The organism is Marinobacter sp., assembly GCF_048266785.1.
GTDB lineage: Bacteria > Pseudomonadota > Gammaproteobacteria > Pseudomonadales > Oleiphilaceae > Marinobacter.
In genome coordinates, this window is record NZ_JBLWYX010000006.1 from 157,422 (window position 1) to 177,797 (window position 20,376).

Annotated in this window: 14 protein-coding genes; 3 read left to right on the forward strand and 11 right to left on the reverse strand. The window is 56.4% G+C overall.

Annotation, left to right across the window (positions count from 1 at the left end; genetic code table 11):
* The first annotated feature begins 157 nt into the window (after positions 1-157).
* Entirely contained in the window at positions 158-1,189 is a 1,032-nt protein-coding gene (gene astE / locus ACN0V1_RS11120; RefSeq protein WP_417545051.1) for a succinylglutamate desuccinylase, read from the forward strand.
* Between the two features lie 21 nt (positions 1,190-1,210).
* On the opposite strand, the gene ACN0V1_RS11125 is transcribed toward astE, so the two are convergent.
* Together ACN0V1_RS11125 and ACN0V1_RS11130 are read right to left on the reverse strand one after the other, a co-directional pair.
* The gene (locus tag ACN0V1_RS11125; RefSeq protein ID WP_417545052.1) at positions 1,211-4,237 is read right to left on the reverse strand and encodes an efflux RND transporter permease subunit; all 3,027 of its coding nucleotides are present in this window, start codon (positions 4,235-4,237) and stop codon (positions 1,211-1,213) included.
* On the reverse strand, positions 4,237-5,316 hold the full coding sequence (locus ACN0V1_RS11130; protein ID WP_417545053.1) for an efflux RND transporter periplasmic adaptor subunit: 1,080 nt from the start codon (positions 5,314-5,316) through the stop codon (positions 4,237-4,239). Before ACN0V1_RS11130 ends, ACN0V1_RS11125 begins: the two co-directional genes overlap by 1 nt.
* Positions 5,317-5,477: 161 nt before the next feature.
* Here ACN0V1_RS11130 and ACN0V1_RS11135 point away from each other — a divergent pair, with 161 nt between their 5' ends.
* On the forward strand, positions 5,478-6,137 hold the full coding sequence (locus ACN0V1_RS11135; RefSeq protein WP_417545054.1) for a TetR/AcrR family transcriptional regulator: 660 nt from the start codon (positions 5,478-5,480) through the stop codon (positions 6,135-6,137).
* Here ACN0V1_RS11135 and astB read toward each other — a convergent pair.
* The 6 genes from astB to ACN0V1_RS11165 all read right to left on the reverse strand — a co-directional run bounded on the left by astB (position 6,134) and on the right by ACN0V1_RS11165 (position 13,901).
* A complete protein-coding gene (astB, locus tag ACN0V1_RS11140) occupies positions 6,134-7,474 on the reverse strand; it encodes an N-succinylarginine dihydrolase (protein WP_417545055.1) in 1,341 nt (446 codons plus the stop codon). The genes ACN0V1_RS11135 and astB overlap by 4 nt on opposite strands.
* 53 nt (positions 7,475-7,527) lie before the next feature.
* A complete protein-coding gene (gene astD / locus ACN0V1_RS11145) occupies positions 7,528-9,006 on the reverse strand; it encodes a succinylglutamate-semialdehyde dehydrogenase (RefSeq protein WP_417545056.1) in 1,479 nt (492 codons plus the stop codon).
* Between the two features lie 35 nt (positions 9,007-9,041).
* The gene (gene astA / locus ACN0V1_RS11150; RefSeq protein ID WP_417545057.1) at positions 9,042-10,106 is read right to left on the reverse strand and encodes an arginine N-succinyltransferase; all 1,065 of its coding nucleotides are present in this window, start codon (positions 10,104-10,106) and stop codon (positions 9,042-9,044) included.
* Complete coding sequence (locus tag ACN0V1_RS11155; protein ID WP_417545058.1) at positions 10,100-11,128, reverse strand: arginine N-succinyltransferase; 1,029 nt, start codon at positions 11,126-11,128, stop codon at positions 10,100-10,102. Before ACN0V1_RS11155 ends, astA begins: the two co-directional genes overlap by 7 nt.
* A gap of 8 nt (positions 11,129-11,136) precedes the next feature.
* The gene (locus tag ACN0V1_RS11160) at positions 11,137-12,351 is read right to left on the reverse strand and encodes an aspartate aminotransferase family protein (protein WP_417545059.1); all 1,215 of its coding nucleotides are present in this window, start codon (positions 12,349-12,351) and stop codon (positions 11,137-11,139) included.
* 98 nt (positions 12,352-12,449) lie between these two features.
* Complete coding sequence (locus ACN0V1_RS11165) at positions 12,450-13,901, reverse strand: exonuclease domain-containing protein (RefSeq protein WP_417545060.1); 1,452 nt, start codon at positions 13,899-13,901, stop codon at positions 12,450-12,452.
* Positions 13,902-14,071: 170 nt separating this feature from the next.
* On the opposite strand from ACN0V1_RS11165, the gene ACN0V1_RS11170 reads away from it, so the two are divergent.
* The gene (locus ACN0V1_RS11170; protein WP_417545061.1) at positions 14,072-15,202 is read left to right on the forward strand and encodes a DcaP family trimeric outer membrane transporter; all 1,131 of its coding nucleotides are present in this window, start codon (positions 14,072-14,074) and stop codon (positions 15,200-15,202) included.
* A gap of 64 nt (positions 15,203-15,266) precedes the next feature.
* Here the strand turns inward: ACN0V1_RS11170 and ACN0V1_RS11175 are convergent, their stop codons facing one another.
* The 3 genes from ACN0V1_RS11175 to aceE all read right to left on the reverse strand — a co-directional run bounded on the left by ACN0V1_RS11175 (position 15,267) and on the right by aceE (position 20,307).
* Positions 15,267-15,785 carry a DUF2478 domain-containing protein gene (locus ACN0V1_RS11175; RefSeq protein WP_417545062.1) on the reverse strand — a complete coding sequence of 173 codons (519 nt, stop codon included), beginning with the start codon at positions 15,783-15,785 and terminating at the stop codon, positions 15,267-15,269.
* A gap of 159 nt (positions 15,786-15,944) precedes the next feature.
* Positions 15,945-17,630 carry a dihydrolipoyllysine-residue acetyltransferase gene (aceF, locus tag ACN0V1_RS11180; RefSeq protein ID WP_417545063.1) on the reverse strand — a complete coding sequence of 562 codons (1,686 nt, stop codon included), beginning with the start codon at positions 17,628-17,630 and terminating at the stop codon, positions 15,945-15,947.
* 10 nt (positions 17,631-17,640) lie between these two features.
* Complete coding sequence (gene aceE, locus ACN0V1_RS11185; RefSeq protein ID WP_417545064.1) at positions 17,641-20,307, reverse strand: pyruvate dehydrogenase (acetyl-transferring), homodimeric type; 2,667 nt, start codon at positions 20,305-20,307, stop codon at positions 17,641-17,643.
* Positions 20,308-20,376: the final 69 nt, after the last annotated feature.

The following is a 20,376-nucleotide window of genomic DNA, read 5'->3' on the forward strand; positions in this document are numbered from 1 at the left end:
TAAGCAGCCACTCGACTTAGGTGCCTGGTCTGGCAGGGTATTGCCTCCCGGGAGACGCTACAAGCACATCCATGTGCGCTTGTCTGAAGCCGTCCCTGGCTTCAGACACTCCCGGGAGGCAATACCCTGCCAGCCCCAGACTTGCTTCGGGGATTCTATGTCTGCTTATCCAGATCTTTTCGAATCCAGTTCTGACTGGTTATCACATACTCTCACCAACGCCACAGCTGACCTTCCAGAGTTTAAACCCACGCTTACCGATGGCACACGTATAAGCCGCAAAAGTGTCGGTGTTTTGCATCTCACACCCCCAGCCGGTCGCGCCAATCCGAATCAGGAGGCGTTGATTGTTTCCGCTGGCATTCATGGTAATGAAACCGCACCTGTTGAGGTGCTGAACGCGCTCGTCAGCGAATTGCTGAAGGGGGAGTGGCTACTGGCATGTCCGCTGTTACTGATTCTGGGGAACCCGCCAGCCATGGTGGCCGGAGAGCGGTTTCTGGATGCGAATCTTAACCGGTTGTTCAACGGTGCTCATGGCAAGCATGAGTATGCTGATTTGCCGGAAGCGGCACGGGCACAGTTTCTTGAAGAGGCTTGCCGTCAGTTTGCCATGGCGCATCCGCAAGCCTTGTCTCATTACGACTTGCATACGGCCATAAGGCCATCCAGACGGGAGAAGTTTGCGCTTTATCCGTTTGTTGAGGGCCGACAGGTCCCGGAGGGGCAGTGCGATTTTCTGCTGGAAGCGGAGGTGGAAACCTTGTTGCTGCAGCATAAGGCAGGAACCACCTTTTCGTCATTTTCTTCCTCCGCGCTGGGGGCTGAAAGCTTTACCGTGGAGCTGGGCAAGGTCAGGCCATTCGGAGAGAATGATCTGCAGCGTTTTGAGGGGATCAAGAAAGCTTTGCGGCGGCGTTTTTGTGGCAAGCCATGCTCGGCAAAGCAAGCACAGTTTGACCATCTCACGGTTTTTGAGGTGGTGCATGAAATTCTGAATACCGGGAAGAACTTCCGGTTTCACATTCCGGATGACGTGGCCAATTTTACCGAATACCCGCCAGGCACCGTCATCTGGGAGGATGACGATACCTATTATCAGGTCGAGCGCTCGCCTCAGGCGATTGTGTTTCCGAACCGCGATGTGCCGGTTGGTCAGCGGGTGGGCCTGATGATAAAGTCCAGGTAAGCCCGCCGGCACAGGGGGCGGCTATGCCGGGGCGTTTTCCGGCTCGGCAACCTTCACCTTGATCAACTGCGTGCATACCGCAGGGATCACCAGCAGGGTCAGTATGGTTGAGGCCAGCAAGCCTGAAATAATCGCCCAGGCCATGGGCGGCCAGAGTGTGGAGCTGGAGAACGCCAGCGGCAGCAAGCCGGCCACGGTGGTTGCCGTGGTCAGCAGAATGGGCCGGGTTCTTTGCACAACGGCTTTGCGCATGGCTTCGTGTATGTTCTCACCGTTCTCCAGTTCTCTGTCCATCACATCAAGCAGCACGATGGCGTTGTTCACCACAATGCCTACCAGTGCAATCACACCAAGCAATGACTGGAATCCGAAGGGTGATCCCGAGAGCACCAGGCCCGGGAAAATACCTACCGTTGCCAGGGGCACGGTTAACAGGATGATGCCAACACGCCGGAACGAATTGAACTGCAGCAGCAGGAAAAACAACAGCAAGAGTATGCCGATCGGAGCTGCTGTCAGCAAAGCACCGTTCGCGTCGCCGGAACCTTCGGCATCGCCGCCCATTTCCAGACGAGTACCTTCAGGCAGAGGGTTTTCTTCCAGCGTGAGCCCAAGGCCGCTCAGTGCCTGGCTGAAGCTGTAGCCGGTCAGCAGGTTGGCAGTAACGGTGTTAAGCCGGGTACCGTTGCGCAAATAACGTGCGGCTGGTTCCCATGCGGTTTCCACGCTGGCAACGGCAGACAGAGGAACCGCTTGTCCGCGATCGTTGTAGATATTCACCGAAAGCAGCCGCTCCAGGGGCAATGATGTGCCTTCCTGCGACCGCAAAACCAATGGAATCGGATCTTTTTCCTGGCGATAGCGCTCAGCGACAACACCAAAACTCTGGCCGTAGAGGCTCTGCGCCACGTCCGCCCGGGTAAGCCCGTATCTTGCAGCGGTGGCATCGTCTACGTTGATTGCAATGCTGGGTACGCCAATGTCCAGATCGTGCCGAACATCCACGGTGCCCTCCACCTGGCGTAACGCGCTGAACAACTGCTCTACCGCGTGCGTGCGAGCCTGATCATCGGCGTGGTAAACGCGCACCTCCACCGGAGCAATGCTTGGCGGCCCTTGCCCGAGAACGCCTACCGTTACGTCCAGCTCGGGCATCTTTTCATTCACATGAGTACGAATCCAGCGGATCATTTCGGTGGTGTCTTCCAGCGCCGGCGTCGTTACCACGAGCCTGCCTCTGTTCGGCGCCTGGGGTGCACGCTGGAGATTGTAATAGAACGCAGGGCCGGTAAAGCCGACAAACCGATGGATTTTCAGCGCATTCGGCCGTGTGCGTATGGCTTGCTCCAGATCGGCAGCGGCTTCTGCGGTGCGCGACTGGTCTGTGCCTTCGGGCATGAAGAGTTCAACAATCACTTGGGGCCGGTCGGCATTGGGAAAGAACTGTTGCGCCATAAACGGCGTCATGGCCAGACTCATGGCAACCAGCAAGATACCGGCCGCGATCAGTCGCCGGGGGTGACGATAAACCAGTCCACCGAGAAACCGGGCCAAACCAATCAACCGGTCAGCCTCGGCATTGCGGCGAGGCTTGAGGAAGCGGGCCGCCAGCAGAGGCACTACGGAAATCGCCAGCAGATAACTGACGGACAGAGTGAGCATGATCATCACTGGCACACCCCGGGTGAAGTCTGCCGCCCCACCCTTGGCAAGCAGGAGCGGAGCAAAGGCCGCAAGCGTGGTGCCAGTGGAGGCGCCAAGTGGCCCGGCGAGTTCGCTGACCGCTTTGCGCAGGGCATCCAGGCGGCGCATGCCCTCGTCCAGATGGCCCTGAATGTTCTCAACAATAACAATAGCGTTGTCGATCAGAATGCCCAGAGAGATCACCATGCCGATCACCGCAATCTGGTGCAGTACGCCGCCGCCAAGGTCGTAAAGCCCAACGCTTATCAAAGCCACCATCGGTAGAATGGAAGCAACCAGCAAGCCCATTCGAATGCCCATGCCGGTGAACACTACCGCCACAATGATCAGAACAGAGAGCACCAGACTCCAGGCGAGGTTATCCAGACGATCCGAGACTTTATCCGGCTGGAAGAACATTTCACGGATTTCGTAAGGCTCAAAGTCAGGACGAATTTGCGCAACCCGCTCCCGCACCCGCTCACCAAAACGGATCGCATCCGTCGTGCCCTCTTCCATGATCAGCGACAGCAGTACAACCCGCTCGCCATCAAACCAGGTGTCCGGCTGACGCGGCTCAGCGGGGCCACGCCATACATCAGCCGCCGCTGCCAGCGGCACCTGGGAGCCATCGGGAAGCTCAATGGGGGTAGCGCGAATGGCATCAATATCGGCAAATTCGGTGTTGGGAAGCACTGATAAACGACGACCGTCCACCACCACAAAACCGCCGGGCGTAGTCTGGTTACGCTGAGCCAGGGTTTGCAGAATCCGGGCCGGTGAGATACCCAACCGGTACAGCGCAGCATCGTCCAGCGCCAGAGTAATCTGTTCGTCAGCGTCCCCTTCCAGCTCAATGCGGGAAACACCGGCAATATCGGAGAGGCTCTGTTTAAGTCGTTCGGCCACATCAGACAATTCACTCACCGAAGGCGCGCCGCCAATCGCCAGCACAATAGCGGGGTTGTCGATCAGCCGATCGTCCAGAACCATCTGGCCCACATCGTCCGGGAAATCCTGTCTCGCACGCTCCATCGCCTGACGGATGCGATCCCAGGCCGGATCTGTATCATAGATGTCATCATTGAGGCGCAATCTGACAAGCGCAACGCCGGTGCGAGCCGTGCCCTGGGATACGTCTACCTCTTCCACTTGGCGCAGCTCGTCTGTCAGCGGCCTGAGCACCAACCGCTCTACAGCATCGGCGCTGGCACCGGGATAGCTCACCGAAATCAGCCCGGCCCGGTAGGGGAACGACGGGTCTTCCTGCCGTGGCATGGTGCTGTATGCAGCCAGGCCCAACAGGCAAAGCATGGTAACCACCATGCCCAACAAACGCTGGAAGTTGAGCAACCCGCGCGTCATTAACGCACCTCCACGGTATCACCGTCTGCGAGGCGGGTTATGCCCGCGTACACCACCTGATCGCCGGGCTCCAGCTCACCTGTACGCACGACAACGCGCTCGCCAACCACCCGCTCAACGTCTATAGGTACACGGCGTGCCACGCCATCGCGCACCCGGAATACCCTCATACCATCCGCGCTGCGGATCACCGATAGAAGGGGAACGGTAAGTGCAGATTCGCGAAGCGGTGTAATACCTACTTCCACCGGCTCACCCGTATCCAGGGTGTTGACCGGCAGGCTGACCAGAACCGGGTGCAGTTCACCACGGATTGCACCTGCCTGGGCAATTTCAACAACAGAGCCGGTCACCGGGGCCTCTATGCGATTCTGCACAGACCACACGGGAAGTTCCTGATCTACCGACACATGAGCCAACAGGTAAGCCGGCACCCGCACTTCCACTTCCTTGCCTTCCGGTGAAGACAAACGCATAACCGGCTGACCGGCGGCGACAAATTCGTCATTTTCGACCAGAAGTGCCTCAACGCGCCCGCCAAACGGCGCTCTCAGGGTGCTCTCTTGCAGCAGTTGAGTGGCCTCTGAAAGCGAGGCCCGGGCTGTCGCAACGCTGGCTTTCAGCGAATCGCGCCTGGCGGCGATCTGCTCCAGGTTCTGCTCGGACACCACACCACGTTCATGCAGACGGCTGGAGCGCTCCCATTCGCGCTTAGCCTGATCGTATCCGGTTTTCAGTTCGTCCAACCTGGCTCTGGCTGAATCCCGTGCCGGCTCCAGCGCCGGGTTATATACCCGGGCGAGTACATCGCCAGCGGCAACGGTCTGGCCCAGTTCTACCGCACGCTCTCTCAGTGTGCCGCTGACCTGGAACGTCAAGGTTGCCCTCTGGGTTGAACGCACGATCCCGGAAAACCGCAGGGTTATTTCCTGAGCCTCTCCCCCGGTTACGTCTGAAACGCGCACTGACACGACATGCTCGGCAGGTGCCTCCTGAACATCATCGGCGACGCAACCGGAAAGAAACAGGCCGCTGGCAGCGAGAAAAATAAGGGCAACAGGGATGCGGAATGGTGTCATAAGGTATCCTTTCGTCCTTGCTCAAGTTGATGTCGATACCGCTTCCTGCGGAAATCCGGTTGTTGGTTTCGACATAATGTCATTCTTTGACATTATGTCAATAATCGGTTTTCATTCTCCATTGGCAAATAGCCTGTGAAAGACTCTGATGAGAGGACCGGATGACTGAAGTTCTGAAAACACGCCGCGAACGAGAGAAACAGGCCCGTTATGATGCCATTCTGGATGCCGCAGAGCGGGCTTTCTCGGAGAAGGGTTACGAGCGCACATCCATGGACGACATTGCACGCACGTCCAGCCTGAGCCGGGCACTGCTGTATGTGTACTTCAAGGACAAAGCCGCTATTCAGCGAGGCATTATGCTGAGGGCCGGGCAAAGCCTGTCTGAACGCTTCCGAAAGGCGAAACACACCGCGGATACGGGGCTGGCGCAAATACGGGCTATGGGAGAATCCTACTACCGCTTCTACCTGGACGAGCCGGATTATTTCTCAGCACTCACCAAAGCTTCAACTGCCATGGCCGAGGCCGACGAGACCCAGACCATGGAGATGCTTTGCTCGAAATCAGAACTTATGGAACTGATGATAGAGGCCGTCGAACTGGGGCTTGAGGACGGCACTATGAGCCGCCAGCGTATCAAAAGCCCGGAACAGACCGCTCTTTATCTGCGCGGGGCCTTGCACGGTGTCATTTTGCTATGCCAGTCGGAAGCCGGTGAGAGCGGCGGCAGCTTTCCCGCCGAGAATTTGATCCGGCACACTATGGATATGCTGACATCGTCAATCGCCGCCTCCGATGAGGCGCTGAAAAGCGCCTAAATCTGGAAGTCGTAGATAGAGCCCAAACCCAGAATACCGGTCAGCTCATCCAGTGCTTTGCGCACTTCATCCAGCAGCATAGGGTCGGCAAGATCTTCGCGGGCAAGCTGATCACGGTAGTGCGCTGCAACCCAGGAAGTCAGGCGTTCGTATAGCTTATCGGTGAGAATCACGCCGCGATGCATGGCTTGCAACTCGTCGTCATTCAGAACCACACGCAAGCGCAGGCAGGCAGGGCCACCTCCGTTGCGCATGGACTGCTTCACATCAAACACTTCCACCGCCGTAATCGGCCCGCCAACGGCCAGCAGCTTATCCAGATATCTGCTGATAGAGGCCACTTCGCGGCACTCCCCCGGAACCGCCAGCAACATGCCATCAGGCGTATTCAGTAGCTGGCTGTTGAACAGATACGAGGCGACTGCGTCTTCCAGGGGCACCTCCGCGCTGCTTACGCGAATTGCCTCAAGTTCCGCTCCGGTAAGGCGTGCACGGATATCTGACAATACCTGCTCTTCGTTCAGAAACGCCATATCGTGGTAGAACAGGGTGTTGCCATTGCCCACGGCAATAACGTCGTTATGGAATACGCCAGCATCAATGGCTGCCGGATTCTGCTGGGCAAACACCCGGCTCCCCTCTTTCAGGCCGTGCAGGCGGACGATGGCCTGCGAGGCCTCGAGGGTCTGCCGGGCCGGGTATTTCTGCGGTGCCGGTGCCTGCTCATTAAAGGCCGCCTGGCCATACACGAACAGCTCCACCCCCGGCTCACCGTAACGCCCACAAAGCCGGGTATGATTGGCCGCGCCCTCATCGCCAAAATGGCTGACCGAAGGCAGCGCCGGGTGATGGGCAAAATATCCGTCGTCCGCGAAGATAGACTTCAGAGTACGGCCGGTCACGGCGTGCTCAATGGAGCGGTGGAACTTGGCGCTCAGATTGGCCGGCGTGAAATGTACCCGATGATCGGTGGTATCGGCACTGGGTGAAACGGTGGCGGCATTGGCTGTCCACATCGAGGAAGCCGAAGACACGGCCGCCAGAATGGACGGGCTGGATTTTGCGGCCCGTTCCAGAACCTGTGCATCCGTGCCGCTGAAGCCGAGCGCTCTCAGCGATGGAATATGAGGGCGCTCATGGGGAGGCAAAATGCCCTGAACATAGCCGCGATCAGTCAGCCGCTTCATTTTGGCCAGACCTTGAAGCGCCGCCTCCCGTGGATTGGATACCGCATTCACATTGGATTTCGATGCCACATTACCCCAGGACAAGCCCGCGTAATTGTGGGTGGGGCCAACCAGGCCATCAAAGTTCGCTTCTACTGCATGCTTAACCATGGCTTAGGGTTCCGTCCATCCGGATTCAGGGAATGAGGCTCAGTAACTGCAATTCAGGAATCGAAATTCAGGCCCGGTGCCAGGCTTTCTGGCAACTCGCTTTTGCCCGCTTCAAGAGACGCCATGGGCCAGGCGCAGTAATCTGCCGCATAGTAAGCACTCGCACGATGGTTACCGCTGGCTCCCACGCCACCAAAGGGCGCCGCACTGCTGGCCCCGGTTAGCGGGCGGTTCCAGTTAACAATGCCGGCTCTGGCCTCCTCAACCAACCGCTCGTAGAGCTTACGGTCGTCGGAGAGAATGCCTGCAGAGAGCCCGTAGCGGGTGTTATTGGCGAGTTTCAAAGCATCGTCGAAACTCTTGTAACGATAAACCGTTAAAAGGGGTCCGAAGAACTCTTCATCGGGCAATTCAAGCCCCGTCACATCCACAATGCCAGGCGAAAGGAGACCGGTTCGCGGCTTGACCTGCTTCATTTCCAGCAGGGATTTCCCGCCTTTCGCCATCATATCGGCCTGAGCGGCCAGAAGCTTTTCCGCCGCTTGCGCAGAAATCACCGACCCCATAAACGGCTGGGGCTTGGCATCAAATTCGCCCACCTGAATACGGGCAGACACGGCCACCAGCCGGTCCAGAAATTCATCACCCTTTTTGCCTTTGGGAACCAGTAAACGCCGGGCGCATGTGCAGCGCTGTCCAGCCGACAAAAACGCCGATTGCAGCGCATGATGCACCGCCCCGTCAACATCGGAAATGTCCTGAACAATAAGTGGGTTGTTGCCACCCATTTCCAGAGCAAGAATTTTTTCCGGCTGGCCACCAAGTTGCTGGTGCAGCATATGGCCGACCGTTGAGCTGCCAGTAAAGAACAGACCATCAATCATTGGGTGCCCGGCAAGTGACTTGCCGGTGTCGGACGCCCCCTGAACCAGATTGATCACGCCGTCCGGCAGGCCCGCTTTTTCCCAGAGTTTCACTGTCAGCTCCGCCACGCCTGGCGTCAGCTCACTGGGTTTGAACACGACGGTATTGCCGGCAAGCAGCGCAGGTACAATGTGGCCATTCGGGAGATGGCCGGGGAAATTATAAGGGCCAAATACTGCAACAACACCGTGGGGGCGATGGCGCAGTACCGCATGGCCACCCGCTACGTCGGCTTCTGAATGGCCAGTACGATCGTTATAGGCTTTCACAGAAATACCTATCTTGCCGGCCATGGCCGCCACTTCCGCGCGCGACTCCCACAGAGGTTTGCCGGTTTCCAGACCAATCTGGTAGGCGAGCTCTTCTTTACTGGATTCCAGCAATTCACCAAAGGCTTCAACAACCGCCAGACGCTCGGCAAAGCTCTTGCGACGCCATTTTAAAAAGGCACCCCGGGCGCCACGCACCGCTGCGTCCACATCCGCGAGGCTGGCACCGGAACCTTCCCAGACAGTGTCGCCGGTAACGGGCTGAACCGACTCAAACGCGGCTCCATGGCCTTGAAGCCAAAGCCCGCCGATAAACAGTTCGCCTGTCAGGTTTGCCATATCACTTCACCTCCGATACTGGATTTTAAAGGACTTCAACCTGCCGCCTTTACCGCTGTCTTTGCTCTGTCTTTCAGGGGCGCCAGCCGTACCGGGTCACCCGATTCAATCTGCAAGGCTTCCGCCACATCCGGCGGCAAGCTGACGGTATCTATGCCAACGCAACTGGCCGGCACCGTCGTTACCCGGAAATTACGGAACGAACGGTTGGACACCATCACCCGCTCTGCTGCCGGCACATCCAGGTTTATGGTTTTACGGGTTACCATGGCGTAGCGATTCCGGCTGTCCCGAACCGTTCGAATAGTGTTCACGAACGCCTCGACCACGGGGCCACCATCAAAAATATCGACCATACCGTTGAAGTTGAACCCTTCTGCTTGCAGCATCTTCAGCGCAGGAGCCGTGTTGCCATGAACACGGCCAATAACCGAGCGCGCCGAATCCGGCAGCATGGGCAGGTATATGGGATATTTGGGCATCAACTCCGCAATAAAAGACTTATTACCAAGCCCGGACAGCATATCCGCTTCGGTAAACTCCATATCAAAAAACTTGCTGCCCAGGGCATCCCACAACGGGCTCAGGCCCTGTTCATCTGATACGCCACGCATTTCGGCAAACACTTTTTCAGAGAAGTGCTTACGGAATTCATCCAGATACATGAACCGGCAGCGCGACAGAAGCAGCCCGTTGCCACCACCCTGGTAGTCATCAGAGAGCAGAAGCGAGCATATCTCGCTGGTATCGGTCATATCGTTTGAGAGGTGCAGTGTGGGCGTGCGCACATGAACGCCCAGCTCTTTGGATGCATTTACCGTAACGCTGAGCCGATAGTTGTAGAACACTTCGTCGAGGCCGACACGAGCCTGAATGCCACTGATACCGACCGCTTTTCCGGCTTCCGTATCCTCCAGGGCAAACAGGTAAAGGCCTGCTTCTGGAGCACAGCGCTGGTTGAAGGTTTCTCTGGCAAGGTTGATCTTGCGTTGCAACAGGACTTTATCGGCAGGTAGCGTGGTAAGCCCCTTGCCAGCTTTCTGCGCCATCGCATAAAGATCTTCAAGATCGCTTTCCTGAAGCGGGCGGATAACTAGCATGGCGCTACCCTCACCTCATCACCGGCTGTCTTGCCCAACAGCTCCCAGATGTTCACAGGTACCTTGAGAGTGCCTTCGAGCGTATCGGCAACCTGAGCCAGGGTGCAGCGGAATTCGGCACCCTCACCCGCAGCTATCATGCATTTATCACCACCACCTTCGCTGGCCCCGTGAAGGGTTTTTTCCCGGCTGGTGACCAGCGTGTGCAACGCGTCTGTTCGCGCTTCAAGCACCGGCCCGCCATCAAAGATATCCAGGTAACAACCGGCTTGAAATCCTTCCCGCTGCAGCAACTCAAGGTTCGGCACGGTCAGCTCGTGGGGCTGGCCAAGTGCCGCCTGAGCCGCCTTGGAAAGCAGTGTGACATACACAGGGTTTGGCGGCATGAGTTCGGCAATAAACGTTTTGCTGAGCACGCCAGAATGCTGGTCAGCGGTGTCAAAATCCATATTGAAAAAGTGACGCCCCAGGCTGTCCCAGAAAGGAACACTGCCATCCGCAAGCTGAACACCCTGAATCTCCACCGCAATGTTCTGGGTAAACCAGTCGCGGTGCCCGGCGATGAACAGCATCCGGGCTCTGGAAAGAAGCTCAAACGCGTCGGTGTAACGCAGTTCAGGCGTTATGGAAAATGAGCAAAGCAGGGTGTGATCGGTCAGGGCGTGGCTGGGATAAAGAACATCAACCCGGCTGGAGATGCCAAGCTCATGAGACGCATGAATAAGTGCGTCGCGACGATAATTATAAAACGGCTGGCCATTACCCGCGCGGGCATCGATCCCTGCCGTGCCGTGAACCTTGGCGGTGGCCGTGTCTTCAAGCACAAACAGAAACCGTTGCGGCTGCCCACCGACGATGGCTTTACCCGCCAGAGAGGCAAGCGAGTGTTCTATTTTTTTCACAAGCGCTTCATGCTGTTTGGGCAGAGTTGAAGAGAGGCGAGCCGTCTCTGAACCCGCCGTGCCCGCAATTTCCAGTATCTGGCTCACGTCATCCGGTAACGCCGCGCGTACCAGCCACATAAAAGCTCCTACGTCGTCAGTTTTTTCACCGCCGCTTCAAAACGCTCAAGCGCTTCGTCAATATCGGTATCCGGAATGATCAGTGAGGGCGCCAGCCGAATCACATTGGCGCCTGCGATCAGCACCATCACACCTTCATCCAGACCAGCGTTCAGGAAATCCTTGGCTTTACCCTGCCATTTCTCGGTCAGTACGCAGCCTAACAGAAGCCCTGATCCACGAACCTCACTGAATATCCCATAGCGCTCCCCGATGTCCATCATGCCTTTGCGCAGATGGTCGGAACGGGCTTTCACGCCCTTGAGGATATCTGGCTGGCTCACTGTATCGATCACCTTCTGAGCGACCGCACAGGCCAGCGCATTGCCGCCATAAGTGCTGCCATGGGTACCGACCCCGAGGCTGGCGGCAACTTTTGCCGTAGTCAGCATGGCGGCAACCGGGAAGCCACCTCCCAGGCCCTTGGCACTGGTGAGAATGTCCGGCACCACGCCGTACATCTGGTAGGCATAAAGATGACCAGTACGGCCCACGCCAGACTGCACCTCATCAAAAATCAGCAGCGCATCGTTGTCGTCACAGAGCTGGCGCAAGCCCTCGAGAAACTCGGCGTCGCCCGGCATCACGCCGCCTTCGCCCTGAATCGGTTCTACAACCACCGCGCAGGTTTTTTCCTTCGAAATCAGCTTCTTTACCGACTCCAGATCGTTGAAGTCTGCATGATGAATGCCACCCGGCGCCGGTTCAAAGCCTTCAAGGTACTTAGGCTGGCCGCCCACACTCACAGTGAACAGGGTGCGCCCGTGGAAGGCATTTTTAAAAGAGATGATTTCGTGTTTTTCCGGCCCCGTGTGCTCCCAGCTATAACGGCGCGCAAGCTTGAAAGCCGCCTCGTTGGCCTCGCCACCAGAGTTGGCAAAAAACACCCTCTCAGCAAACGTAAGGTCACAAAGGGTTTTTGCCAGTCGCAGAGCTGGCTCGTTGGTCATCACGTTGGAGAGGTGCCAGATTTTTTCTGACTGCTCCCGCAGCGCCCCGACCAGCCCGGGGTGGGAGTGCCCGAGGCAGCTCACGGCTATGCCGCCCTGAAGATCTATAAACTCGCGCCCGTCCTGATCCCATATACGGGAACCCTCACCTCGCACCGGAATAATCGAACCGGGAGCGTAGTTAGGTACCATGACTTCATCGAAAAGTTCGCGGCTGACAGGTTCTTTGTGCATAGATCTCTCTCAGGAAAGCAGTTAAGCCTATAAAAATAATAGAGTTGCCGGCGCGGGCAAGTACGTAGGTGTGCGGATCAATAACCATAATACGCCACTCAAGGCATAAGCACATCCGGCTCTCCAACGGTTGGCAGTTCGATCAGGGAATGAGCCTTATTATTCCGTCCCATCAGCGCCTTGACCAGCAACTTGTATGAGTCCAGATCAAAGGTAACCGACTGGCCGCGCAGAGACAGATCATGCAGCTCCTGCTCATCATGCACAGTGGCGACATGCATCCAGTTATAGACCACCAGTATGTCAGACTGTATCTGATCCTCCCTGCGTTCGACAATCGCCACTGGCCCTTTCCAGGGCCAGGTCCGCAGCCGTAACTCGTGGAAGGCAATCTGCACCCGGAGGTTATAGCGGGCAACATCTTCTACACCCTCACAGGCGCCTTTGCAGCGCCCCAGCGCACGTTGAAAACACGGGCCTTCGTGTTCAGGCTCAAGGCCGAGCAACCGGTTGCAAAGCTCGTTCTTTGCAACGATGCCGCTCAAGGCCCGCTCGGCATCCCGTTTGCTGCGAAACAGGCCAAAGTAATGGCCCAACCGGTGCGGCTCAATCTCCCGCACCAGTTTTGCCTGCAAATATCCGGGACAAATGGGCGTCAATTCGATGCTCACAAGGTTTTTCGCCGCACGGGATCGGCGGTTAAAAAGAGGGCTTAGCGTTTTGATCTGCCGAAGCTCCAGCAATAAGGCTCCGAGCTCGCCGGCGGTTTCGGTGCATTCCACGCGGCGCAGGCTTTCGGAAATCCGCACGCCACGGCCGGTGTTGTGATCCCCGGAAAAATGCGAGGCTACCCGCTGTGCAATGTTGGTGCTCTTTCCTACGTATAAAAGCACATCATTTTCGCCATAGAACCGGTACACGCCCGGGCCGCGAGGCAGATCCTTCAGGGTGTCGAGGGGCAAATGTGACGGAATGCTCGGTCGCTGCAACAGCGCCGCAACAGCTTCCTCTATTTCTGCATCGCCCTTTTCTGCCAAAGCATGGGTGAAGAACTCAAGCATTGCAGACACATCTCCCATGGCCCGGTGCCGCTGCACTTGTTCGAGCCCGTGCCGTTCGATCAACGCATCCATATTGTGCTTGCGGAACTCAGGGTAAAGCCGCCGGGAAAGCTTCACGGTACACAGCACCCGCGCAGAGAAGAGCCGCCCCAGCCGCCGATACTCCGATTTAATAAAACCGTAATCAAAACGCGCGTTATGGGCCACGAACACCGTATCCCGAAGCTTCTCTTCGAGAACATCGGCTATTGCTTCAAACGGCGGCGCATCGGCCACCATGCCATTGGAGATACCGGTCAAATGCTCGATGAAAGGAGAAATGCGGATGCCCGGGTTCAGCAAGATTTGCCACTCACTCACCACCTCTCCTGCGCGCCAGAAGCGGATTCCGATTTCGGTAATGCGGTCGTGAGACGAATTCCCACCGGTAGTCTCAATATCAAGGAACGCAAACGTGGACAGGCTGAGATGAGTACTTTTGGAGGTCATGAACCTATCTTAATACTGAAAGGAGCACGCAGACACCTGTATAGAAAAGAAAACATTCCATAGACCTTCGTCTAATTATTATGCGAATTTATTTGAATTGTCATGAAATGGTAACTATCTTGTCCGCGGGTCCTACAAAAATAATTGTCTAATGTGTGGAGACAACAACAATGCAAAGCAACAAATTGAGAATGGCCATTCGTGCGACAGCGGCCGTGGCGGTATTTGGTATGGCTGGTCAGGCAGGCGCTGTAAGCTTCGACGCCGGCGGCTGGAACACCAGCGTTTACGGGTATGCCCGTCTTAACGCCAGTTACGATATCGATGAAGATGTCTCATCTTCCACCCGTTCGTTCAACTACAACGCCATTAACGTTGGCCCCGCAGAAGACAACGAGGCAACTGGCTATTTTGGTGCTGACGCTTTCCAAAGCCGTATCGGCCTGAGAACAACCAGTCCCGAAGGCGTAACATTCAACGTTGAAGGCGACTTCCGGGGCGGCGGCGGCGGTACTCTTCGTCTGCGCCACGCATACGGTTCATACAATGGCGTTCTGGCAGGTCAGACCTGGTCTAACTTCACCAGCTTCGTAGGCAACACTGGCACACTCGATTTTGACTCACTACCAGGCGCTGCAGGCTACCAAAGCCGCACGGCTCAGCTGCGCTATACAACTGGCCCCCTGTCTATCTCTGCGGAGCAACCGCAGAGCAAGTTCACAAGCGCTGGCACTGCGGAAAAAGACAGCATGCCGGCCTTAACTGCTCGCGTTGAAGATTCAGCGGGTGGCCTGTCCTACTCTGCCGCCGTTCTGGCACAGCAGCTGGGCTACGACACAGGCACGAATGACGACAGCGCCTTTGGCTTTGGAACATTTGTTGCTGCCAAAATGGCGCTGTCAGACATGATCACCATTCAAGGCTCATTGAGCTATACTGATGGTGCCAGCAGCTATCTGTATCGCGCAGGAGCGGAAAGTGCCTACGTTGCCCCAAATGGTGATGTAGAAACCATTTCAGGCTATGGCGGAACCATTGGCGCAGGCTTCAGCCTTGGCGGTGGCAGGAGCATCAACATCGGTTATGGCATGACTGAAGTCGATTTGGACGATGGTGTTTCTGATGGCGTAATTTCAGCTACTGATGCTGAGAGCATATCTGCAGTTATGGCTAACTATAAGTGGACTCCAGTTAAGAACGTCATGATGGGCGTTGAGTACCAGTACGGTATGAAGGAATCTCAAAATGGCGATGACGGCGACGCAAGCCGCCTGCTGTTCGCAGCCCAGTACAACTTCTAAAACGTACTGCTAAGCAAACACAAATACGCCCCGGCCTTCCGGGGCGTATTTGTTTCTGGCCTCGTTATCTCTTCAAAACCCCATCACACCACTGCAGTACAGCCACTTCAGAAAACGGCAGTTCAACTGCTTCTCCACCACCGAACTCGCGCCACTGCTTCAGAAATTTACGCTTTACAACCGTCAGTACAGGTATACCCGCATCAAGCAACTGAAGAAATTCGGCACGACATCCTTTGCCGTCTATTTCCTGATGGCCAAAACGGTTCACAACCGCCAGTCGGGGCGGATGCGCTAGCAAAGCGCGCAACACAACGGTCGCCTCTGCCAGCCCATGGGGGTCCAGGCAGCAGGATTGCGACGCTTTCCCCAGATTCTGGGCAATGGAGTACTCCTGCCCCGTCTCCAGATCCTGCAGCGCCATAGGCTTGCGCCGTAAACCCTGCTCATTCAGCACCATGGCCAGCCCGGCCACTCTGTCGCCACGGCGGCTCAGGCTCGCTGCCAGTGCATGCAGCAACGCATCAACCGGCTGATCGTCGCTATCGTAGATAATAGCTGCAAGGTTCAGCTCTGTGCTCATACAAGTCCCCAACAGGAAAGTCCTGCCTACACTCCTGCCTATAATTACGGAAAAAGGGGGTGCAGATTGCTCTGCACCCCCTTATGCATTTTACATTTACGATCTTAGCTAGTTTCAGCCAGCGCCGATTGCGCTGGATCAGAAACCTGCAACAACGGCTTACAACAACAAGGTACGAATATCCCCAAGAACCTGACTAAGCAGCGACGTGAACCGCGCCGCATCGGCCCCGTTCACCGCGCGGTGATCGTAAGACAACGACAGCGGCAGCAACAACCTTGGCTGGAACCCACTGCCATCCCACACCGGTTTCATCGCCGCCTTGGAAACACCAAGAATCGCCACTTCCGGAGCATTAACGATGGGCGTAAATGCCGTGCCACCGATACCACCCAGACTTGTGATGGTAAAGCAGGCACCTTGCATCTCTGCCGGTTTCAGCTTCTTGTCCCTGGCTTTCTGGGCAAGCTCAGCACTTTCTGCTGCCAGCTCCCAAAGGCCCTTCTTGTCCACATCGCGAATCACCGGAACCATCAGCCCGTTCGGTGTATCCACCGCAATACCAATATGAATGTATTGCTTGCGAATCACCTCTTTGCGCTCCATGTCCAGAGACACATTGAACTGCGGCAATTCAGCAAGAGCTGTTGCACAGGCCTTGAGCAGGAACGGCAACGGCGTCATCTTCACGCCTTTTTTCTCACCGGCGGCTTTCTGCGATTTGCGGAATGCCTCCATATCAGTGATGTCGGCGTCCTCAAACTGGGTCACGTGGGGCACGTTAAGCCAGCTACGCTGCATGTTAGCCGCCGTAACCGCCATCATTCGTGACATCGCTTCTTTCTCGATGCCACCAAACTGGCTGAAGTCCGGCAGCTTAACGCCCGGAATACCGGAGCCTGTAGCCACAGCGCTGCCCTGCTGGGCCTGTTGCAGCTGGCTCTTCACGTAGTTCTGCACATCGTCTTTCAGTATCCGGCTTTTCGGGCCAGATCCTTTGATGCGGGCCATATCTGCGCCCAGCTCACGGGCGAGCTTGCGCACAGCAGGGCCGGCATGAACTCCAGCGCCCGGCGCCGGTGGCTCACTGACCGCACTCTGAGACCGCGCTGCCGGTTCTTTCGGCGTAGCCTTGTCATCTGCCTCGGCTTCAGGCTTTGCGTCCTGGCCGGAGGCGGCGGGTGCATCATCCTGATCGCTGCTCTCTTCAACATCATCGTCACCGCCGTCTTCGGCGACGGTCAGCTCAAGAAGCTTGTCGCCCTCGGACAACTTGTCACCTTCGGCCACAAGAACCTTGACCACTTTGCCACTGAAAGGCGACGGGATTTCCATAGACGCCTTGTCGGACTCCACGGTTACCAGAGCATCATCAGCCTCAACAGTATCGCCTTCCGATACGTTGATTTCGATAACCGGCACATCCTCCATGCCGTCCAGGGGCGGAACCAGCACGACTTCCTTGCGCGAACCCCCAGACTTTTTCTTTGGTGCCGGTTTGCTCGCGTCCGGCTCAGCCCCACCCTTGGAGCTGGATTCGGTCTCTGTTTTTTCTTCGGCCTTCGCTTCCGGCTCGCCCGCAGAATCATCAGAACCACCGGACTCACCGCTGGATTCAATCGTGCCAACTACATCGCCTTCTTTCACCTTATCACCCACCTTTACGGTGAGCTTGATGATCTTGCCTGCCCCGGGGGATGGCAATTCGACGGAGGCCTTGTCAGTTTCAACGGTCAAAATCGGATCTTCTGCTTCAACCGAATCGCCGGCGCTTACCAGAAGTTCAATAACCTCAACTTCGTCTGCCCCGCCGAGATCCGGGACCCTGATTTCCTGTTCGCTCATAGCGGTCTCCTTAAAGGTGCGCCGGGTTCGGTTTATTGCGATCGATTCCGTACTTGCGCATCGCTTCAAGAACCTGCTCTTGCTTGATCTCGCCGTCTTTAGCCAGAGCGGAAAGCGCCGCCAAAGCCACGTGGTAGCGATCAACCTCAAAGAAATCACGCAGTTTTTCACGGGTGTCGCTGCGACCAAAGCCATCCGTACCCAAGGTCAGGAAGGTTTTCGGGATGTACCCCCGCAGCTGCTCGGAATGCAGCTTGATGTAGTCAGTAGACGACACCACCGGGCCGGCCTGGTTTTCCAGACACTGGGTAACATAAGCCTTACGACCTTTATCGTCAGGATGCATGAAGTTCCAGCGCTCTACATGCTGGCCATCGCGGGCCAGTTCGTTAAAGCTGGTAATGCTCCAAACATCGGAGCTAACACCCCAATCGTCTTTCAGTAGTTCGGCAGCCGCATTCACTTCGTTCAGGATGGCGCCGGAACCCAACAGCTGAACCCGCAGCTTGGTTTTACCCTTGCCTTTGGCTTCCACAGAACTGAACTTATACATGCCCTTAATGATGCCTTCTTCACACCCTTTCGGCATCGCAGGCTGTACATAGTTTTCGTTTTCCATGGTCAGGTAGTAGAAGACGTTTTTGTTGTCTTCATACATTTCCTTCATGCCATGGTGAATCACCACCGCCATCTCATAGGCATAGGCCGGGTCATAAGATTTGCAGTTGGGAATGGTGTTGGCCAGGATATGACTGTGACCGTCCTGGTGCTGCAAGCCCTCACCATTCAGGGTGGTACGCCCTGCGGTGCCGCCAATCAGGAAGCCGCGAGCCTGAATGTCGCCAGAAGCCCAGGCCAGATCGCCTACCCGCTGAAAACCGAACATGGAGTAAAATGCATAGAACGGAATCAGCGGGAAGTTGTTGTTGCTGTAGGATGTAGCCGCCGCCATCCAGGCCGCCATTGAACCACCTTCGTTGATGCCTTCCTGCAGAATCTGGCCCTTTTTGTCTTCACGGTAATACATGATCTGTTCGCGATCCTGCGGCACATACTTCTGCCCTTCAGAAGTATAAATACCCAGTTGGCGGAACATGCCCTCCATACCGAAGGTGCGGGCTTCATCCGGAACGATCGGCACAACCCTTTTGCCCACGCGCTTGTCTTTTACCAGTGCACTCAGAATGCGCACAAATGCCATGGTTGTAGAGATTTCACGGCCGTTGGAACCTTCAAGCACCTGCTTGAAGATGTCCAGCTCAGGAATCTGCAGCGGCTGGCTGTCTTTACGACGCTTGGGGTAGAAGCCGCCCAGATCCTGCCGGCGTTTCTTCATATACACCAGTTCGGGGCTGTCCGGCGCAGGGCGATAGTAAGGCACGTCGTCCAGCTCTTCGTCTTTCAGCGGAATCGCAAAACGATCGCGGAACGATTTCAGGGTTTCGGTATCCAGCTTTTTCAGCGAGTGCGCCGTGTTGGTGGCTTCGCCAGCAGCACCAAAACCGTAGCCTTTAATAGTGTGAGCCAGAATAACCGTGGGCTTGCCATTGGCCTCGGTTGCCGCTTTCTTATAAGCCGCATACACCTTGTAGGGGTCGTGGCCGCCACGGTTCAGTTTGTTGATGTCATCGTCGGTCCAGTTTTCGACCATCTTCGCCAGCTTCGGGTACTTGCCGAAAAACTGCTTCCGCGTTGCAGCCGGGCCAGCATTGGTGAAACTTTGCAGTTCGCCGTCGACCACTTCGTCCATGGCACGTTGCATGGTGCCGTCTTCATCCTGATCAAACAGCGGGTCCCACATGCGACCCCAAACCACTTTGATGACGTTCCAGCCAGCGCCACGGAAAGAGCCTTCCAGCTCCTGGATAATTTTGCCGTTGCCGCGCACCGGACCGTCCAGGCGCTGCAGGTTACAGTTCACGACGAAAATCAGGTTATCCAGATTTTCACGGCCAGCTTTGGAAATACAGCCGAGGGTTTCAGGTTCGTCGGTTTCGCCATCACCAATAAAGCACCACACTTTGCGGTTTTCCATCTCGACCAGCTCACGGCTGTCGAGGTATTTCATGATGTGCGCCTGATAAATAGCCTGAATCGGGCCCAGACCCATAGAAACCGTGGGGAACTGCCAGTAGTCCGGCATCAACCATGGGTGCGGGTAAGAAGACAGACCACCGCCGCCGACTTCTTCGCGGTACTTATCCAGTTGCGACTCGTCAAACCGGCCTTCCAGATAAGAACGGGCGTAAATTCCCGGCGACGCGTGCCCCTGAAAATACACAAGATCGGACTCGCGCTTTTCATCACCGCCGTGGAAGAAGTAGTTAAAGCCTACATCGTACAGCGTAGCTGCAGACGAAAATGTGGAAATGTGACCACCCAGATCGCCCGGGCGCTTATTGGCCCGAACTACCATTGCCATGGCGTTCCAGCGAATCAAAGAACGAATACGGCGCTCCATGAACAGATCACCCGGCATGCGGGCTTCCTGCACTAGCGGAATGCTGTTGCGAAAGGGCGTGGTAATTGCGTAAGGCAACTCGGCGCCATCCCGGCTGGCACGCTCAGAGAGACGCTCAAGGATGTACTTTACTCGGTCTATACCTTCATTCTCGATCAGTGACTCGAGCGCATCAAGCCATTCACCGGTTTCAATCGGATCATCATCCTGGTACATCAAACCTCCCCCCTTCAAATCAAAAAAGTGCGGCAGGTGCCGGGACCGGCATCCGCGCTTGCGATATCG

What these genes read in the sequence shown, in the direction of transcription:
- astE (WP_417545051.1), top strand. Translation starts at nt 158, where the DNA reads ATGTCTGCTTATCCAGATCTTTTCGAATCCAGTTCTGACTGGTTATCA.
- ACN0V1_RS11160 (WP_417545059.1), bottom strand. Translation starts at nt 12,351, where the DNA reads ATGCACAAAGAACCTGTCAGCCGCGAACTTTTCGATGAAGTCATGGTA.
- ACN0V1_RS11135 (WP_417545054.1), top strand. Translation starts at nt 5,478, where the DNA reads ATGACTGAAGTTCTGAAAACACGCCGCGAACGAGAGAAACAGGCCCGT.
- aceE (WP_417545064.1), bottom strand. Translation starts at nt 20,307, where the DNA reads ATGTACCAGGATGATGATCCGATTGAAACCGGTGAATGGCTTGATGCG.
- ACN0V1_RS11130 (WP_417545053.1), bottom strand. Translation starts at nt 5,316, where the DNA reads ATGACACCATTCCGCATCCCTGTTGCCCTTATTTTTCTCGCTGCCAGC.
- ACN0V1_RS11165 (WP_417545060.1), bottom strand. Translation starts at nt 13,901, where the DNA reads ATGACCTCCAAAAGTACTCATCTCAGCCTGTCCACGTTTGCGTTCCTT.
- aceF (WP_417545063.1), bottom strand. Translation starts at nt 17,630, where the DNA reads ATGAGCGAACAGGAAATCAGGGTCCCGGATCTCGGCGGGGCAGACGAA.
- ACN0V1_RS11175 (WP_417545062.1), bottom strand. Translation starts at nt 15,785, where the DNA reads ATGAGCACAGAGCTGAACCTTGCAGCTATTATCTACGATAGCGACGAT.
- ACN0V1_RS11155 (WP_417545058.1), bottom strand. Translation starts at nt 11,128, where the DNA reads ATGTGGCTGGTACGCGCGGCGTTACCGGATGACGTGAGCCAGATACTG.
- astB (WP_417545055.1), bottom strand. Translation starts at nt 7,474, where the DNA reads ATGGTTAAGCATGCAGTAGAAGCGAACTTTGATGGCCTGGTTGGCCCC.
- astD (WP_417545056.1), bottom strand. Translation starts at nt 9,006, where the DNA reads ATGGCAAACCTGACAGGCGAACTGTTTATCGGCGGGCTTTGGCTTCAA.
- ACN0V1_RS11125 (WP_417545052.1), bottom strand. Translation starts at nt 4,237, where the DNA reads ATGACGCGCGGGTTGCTCAACTTCCAGCGTTTGTTGGGCATGGTGGTT.
- astA (WP_417545057.1), bottom strand. Translation starts at nt 10,106, where the DNA reads ATGCTAGTTATCCGCCCGCTTCAGGAAAGCGATCTTGAAGATCTTTAT.
- ACN0V1_RS11170 (WP_417545061.1), top strand. Translation starts at nt 14,072, where the DNA reads ATGCAAAGCAACAAATTGAGAATGGCCATTCGTGCGACAGCGGCCGTG.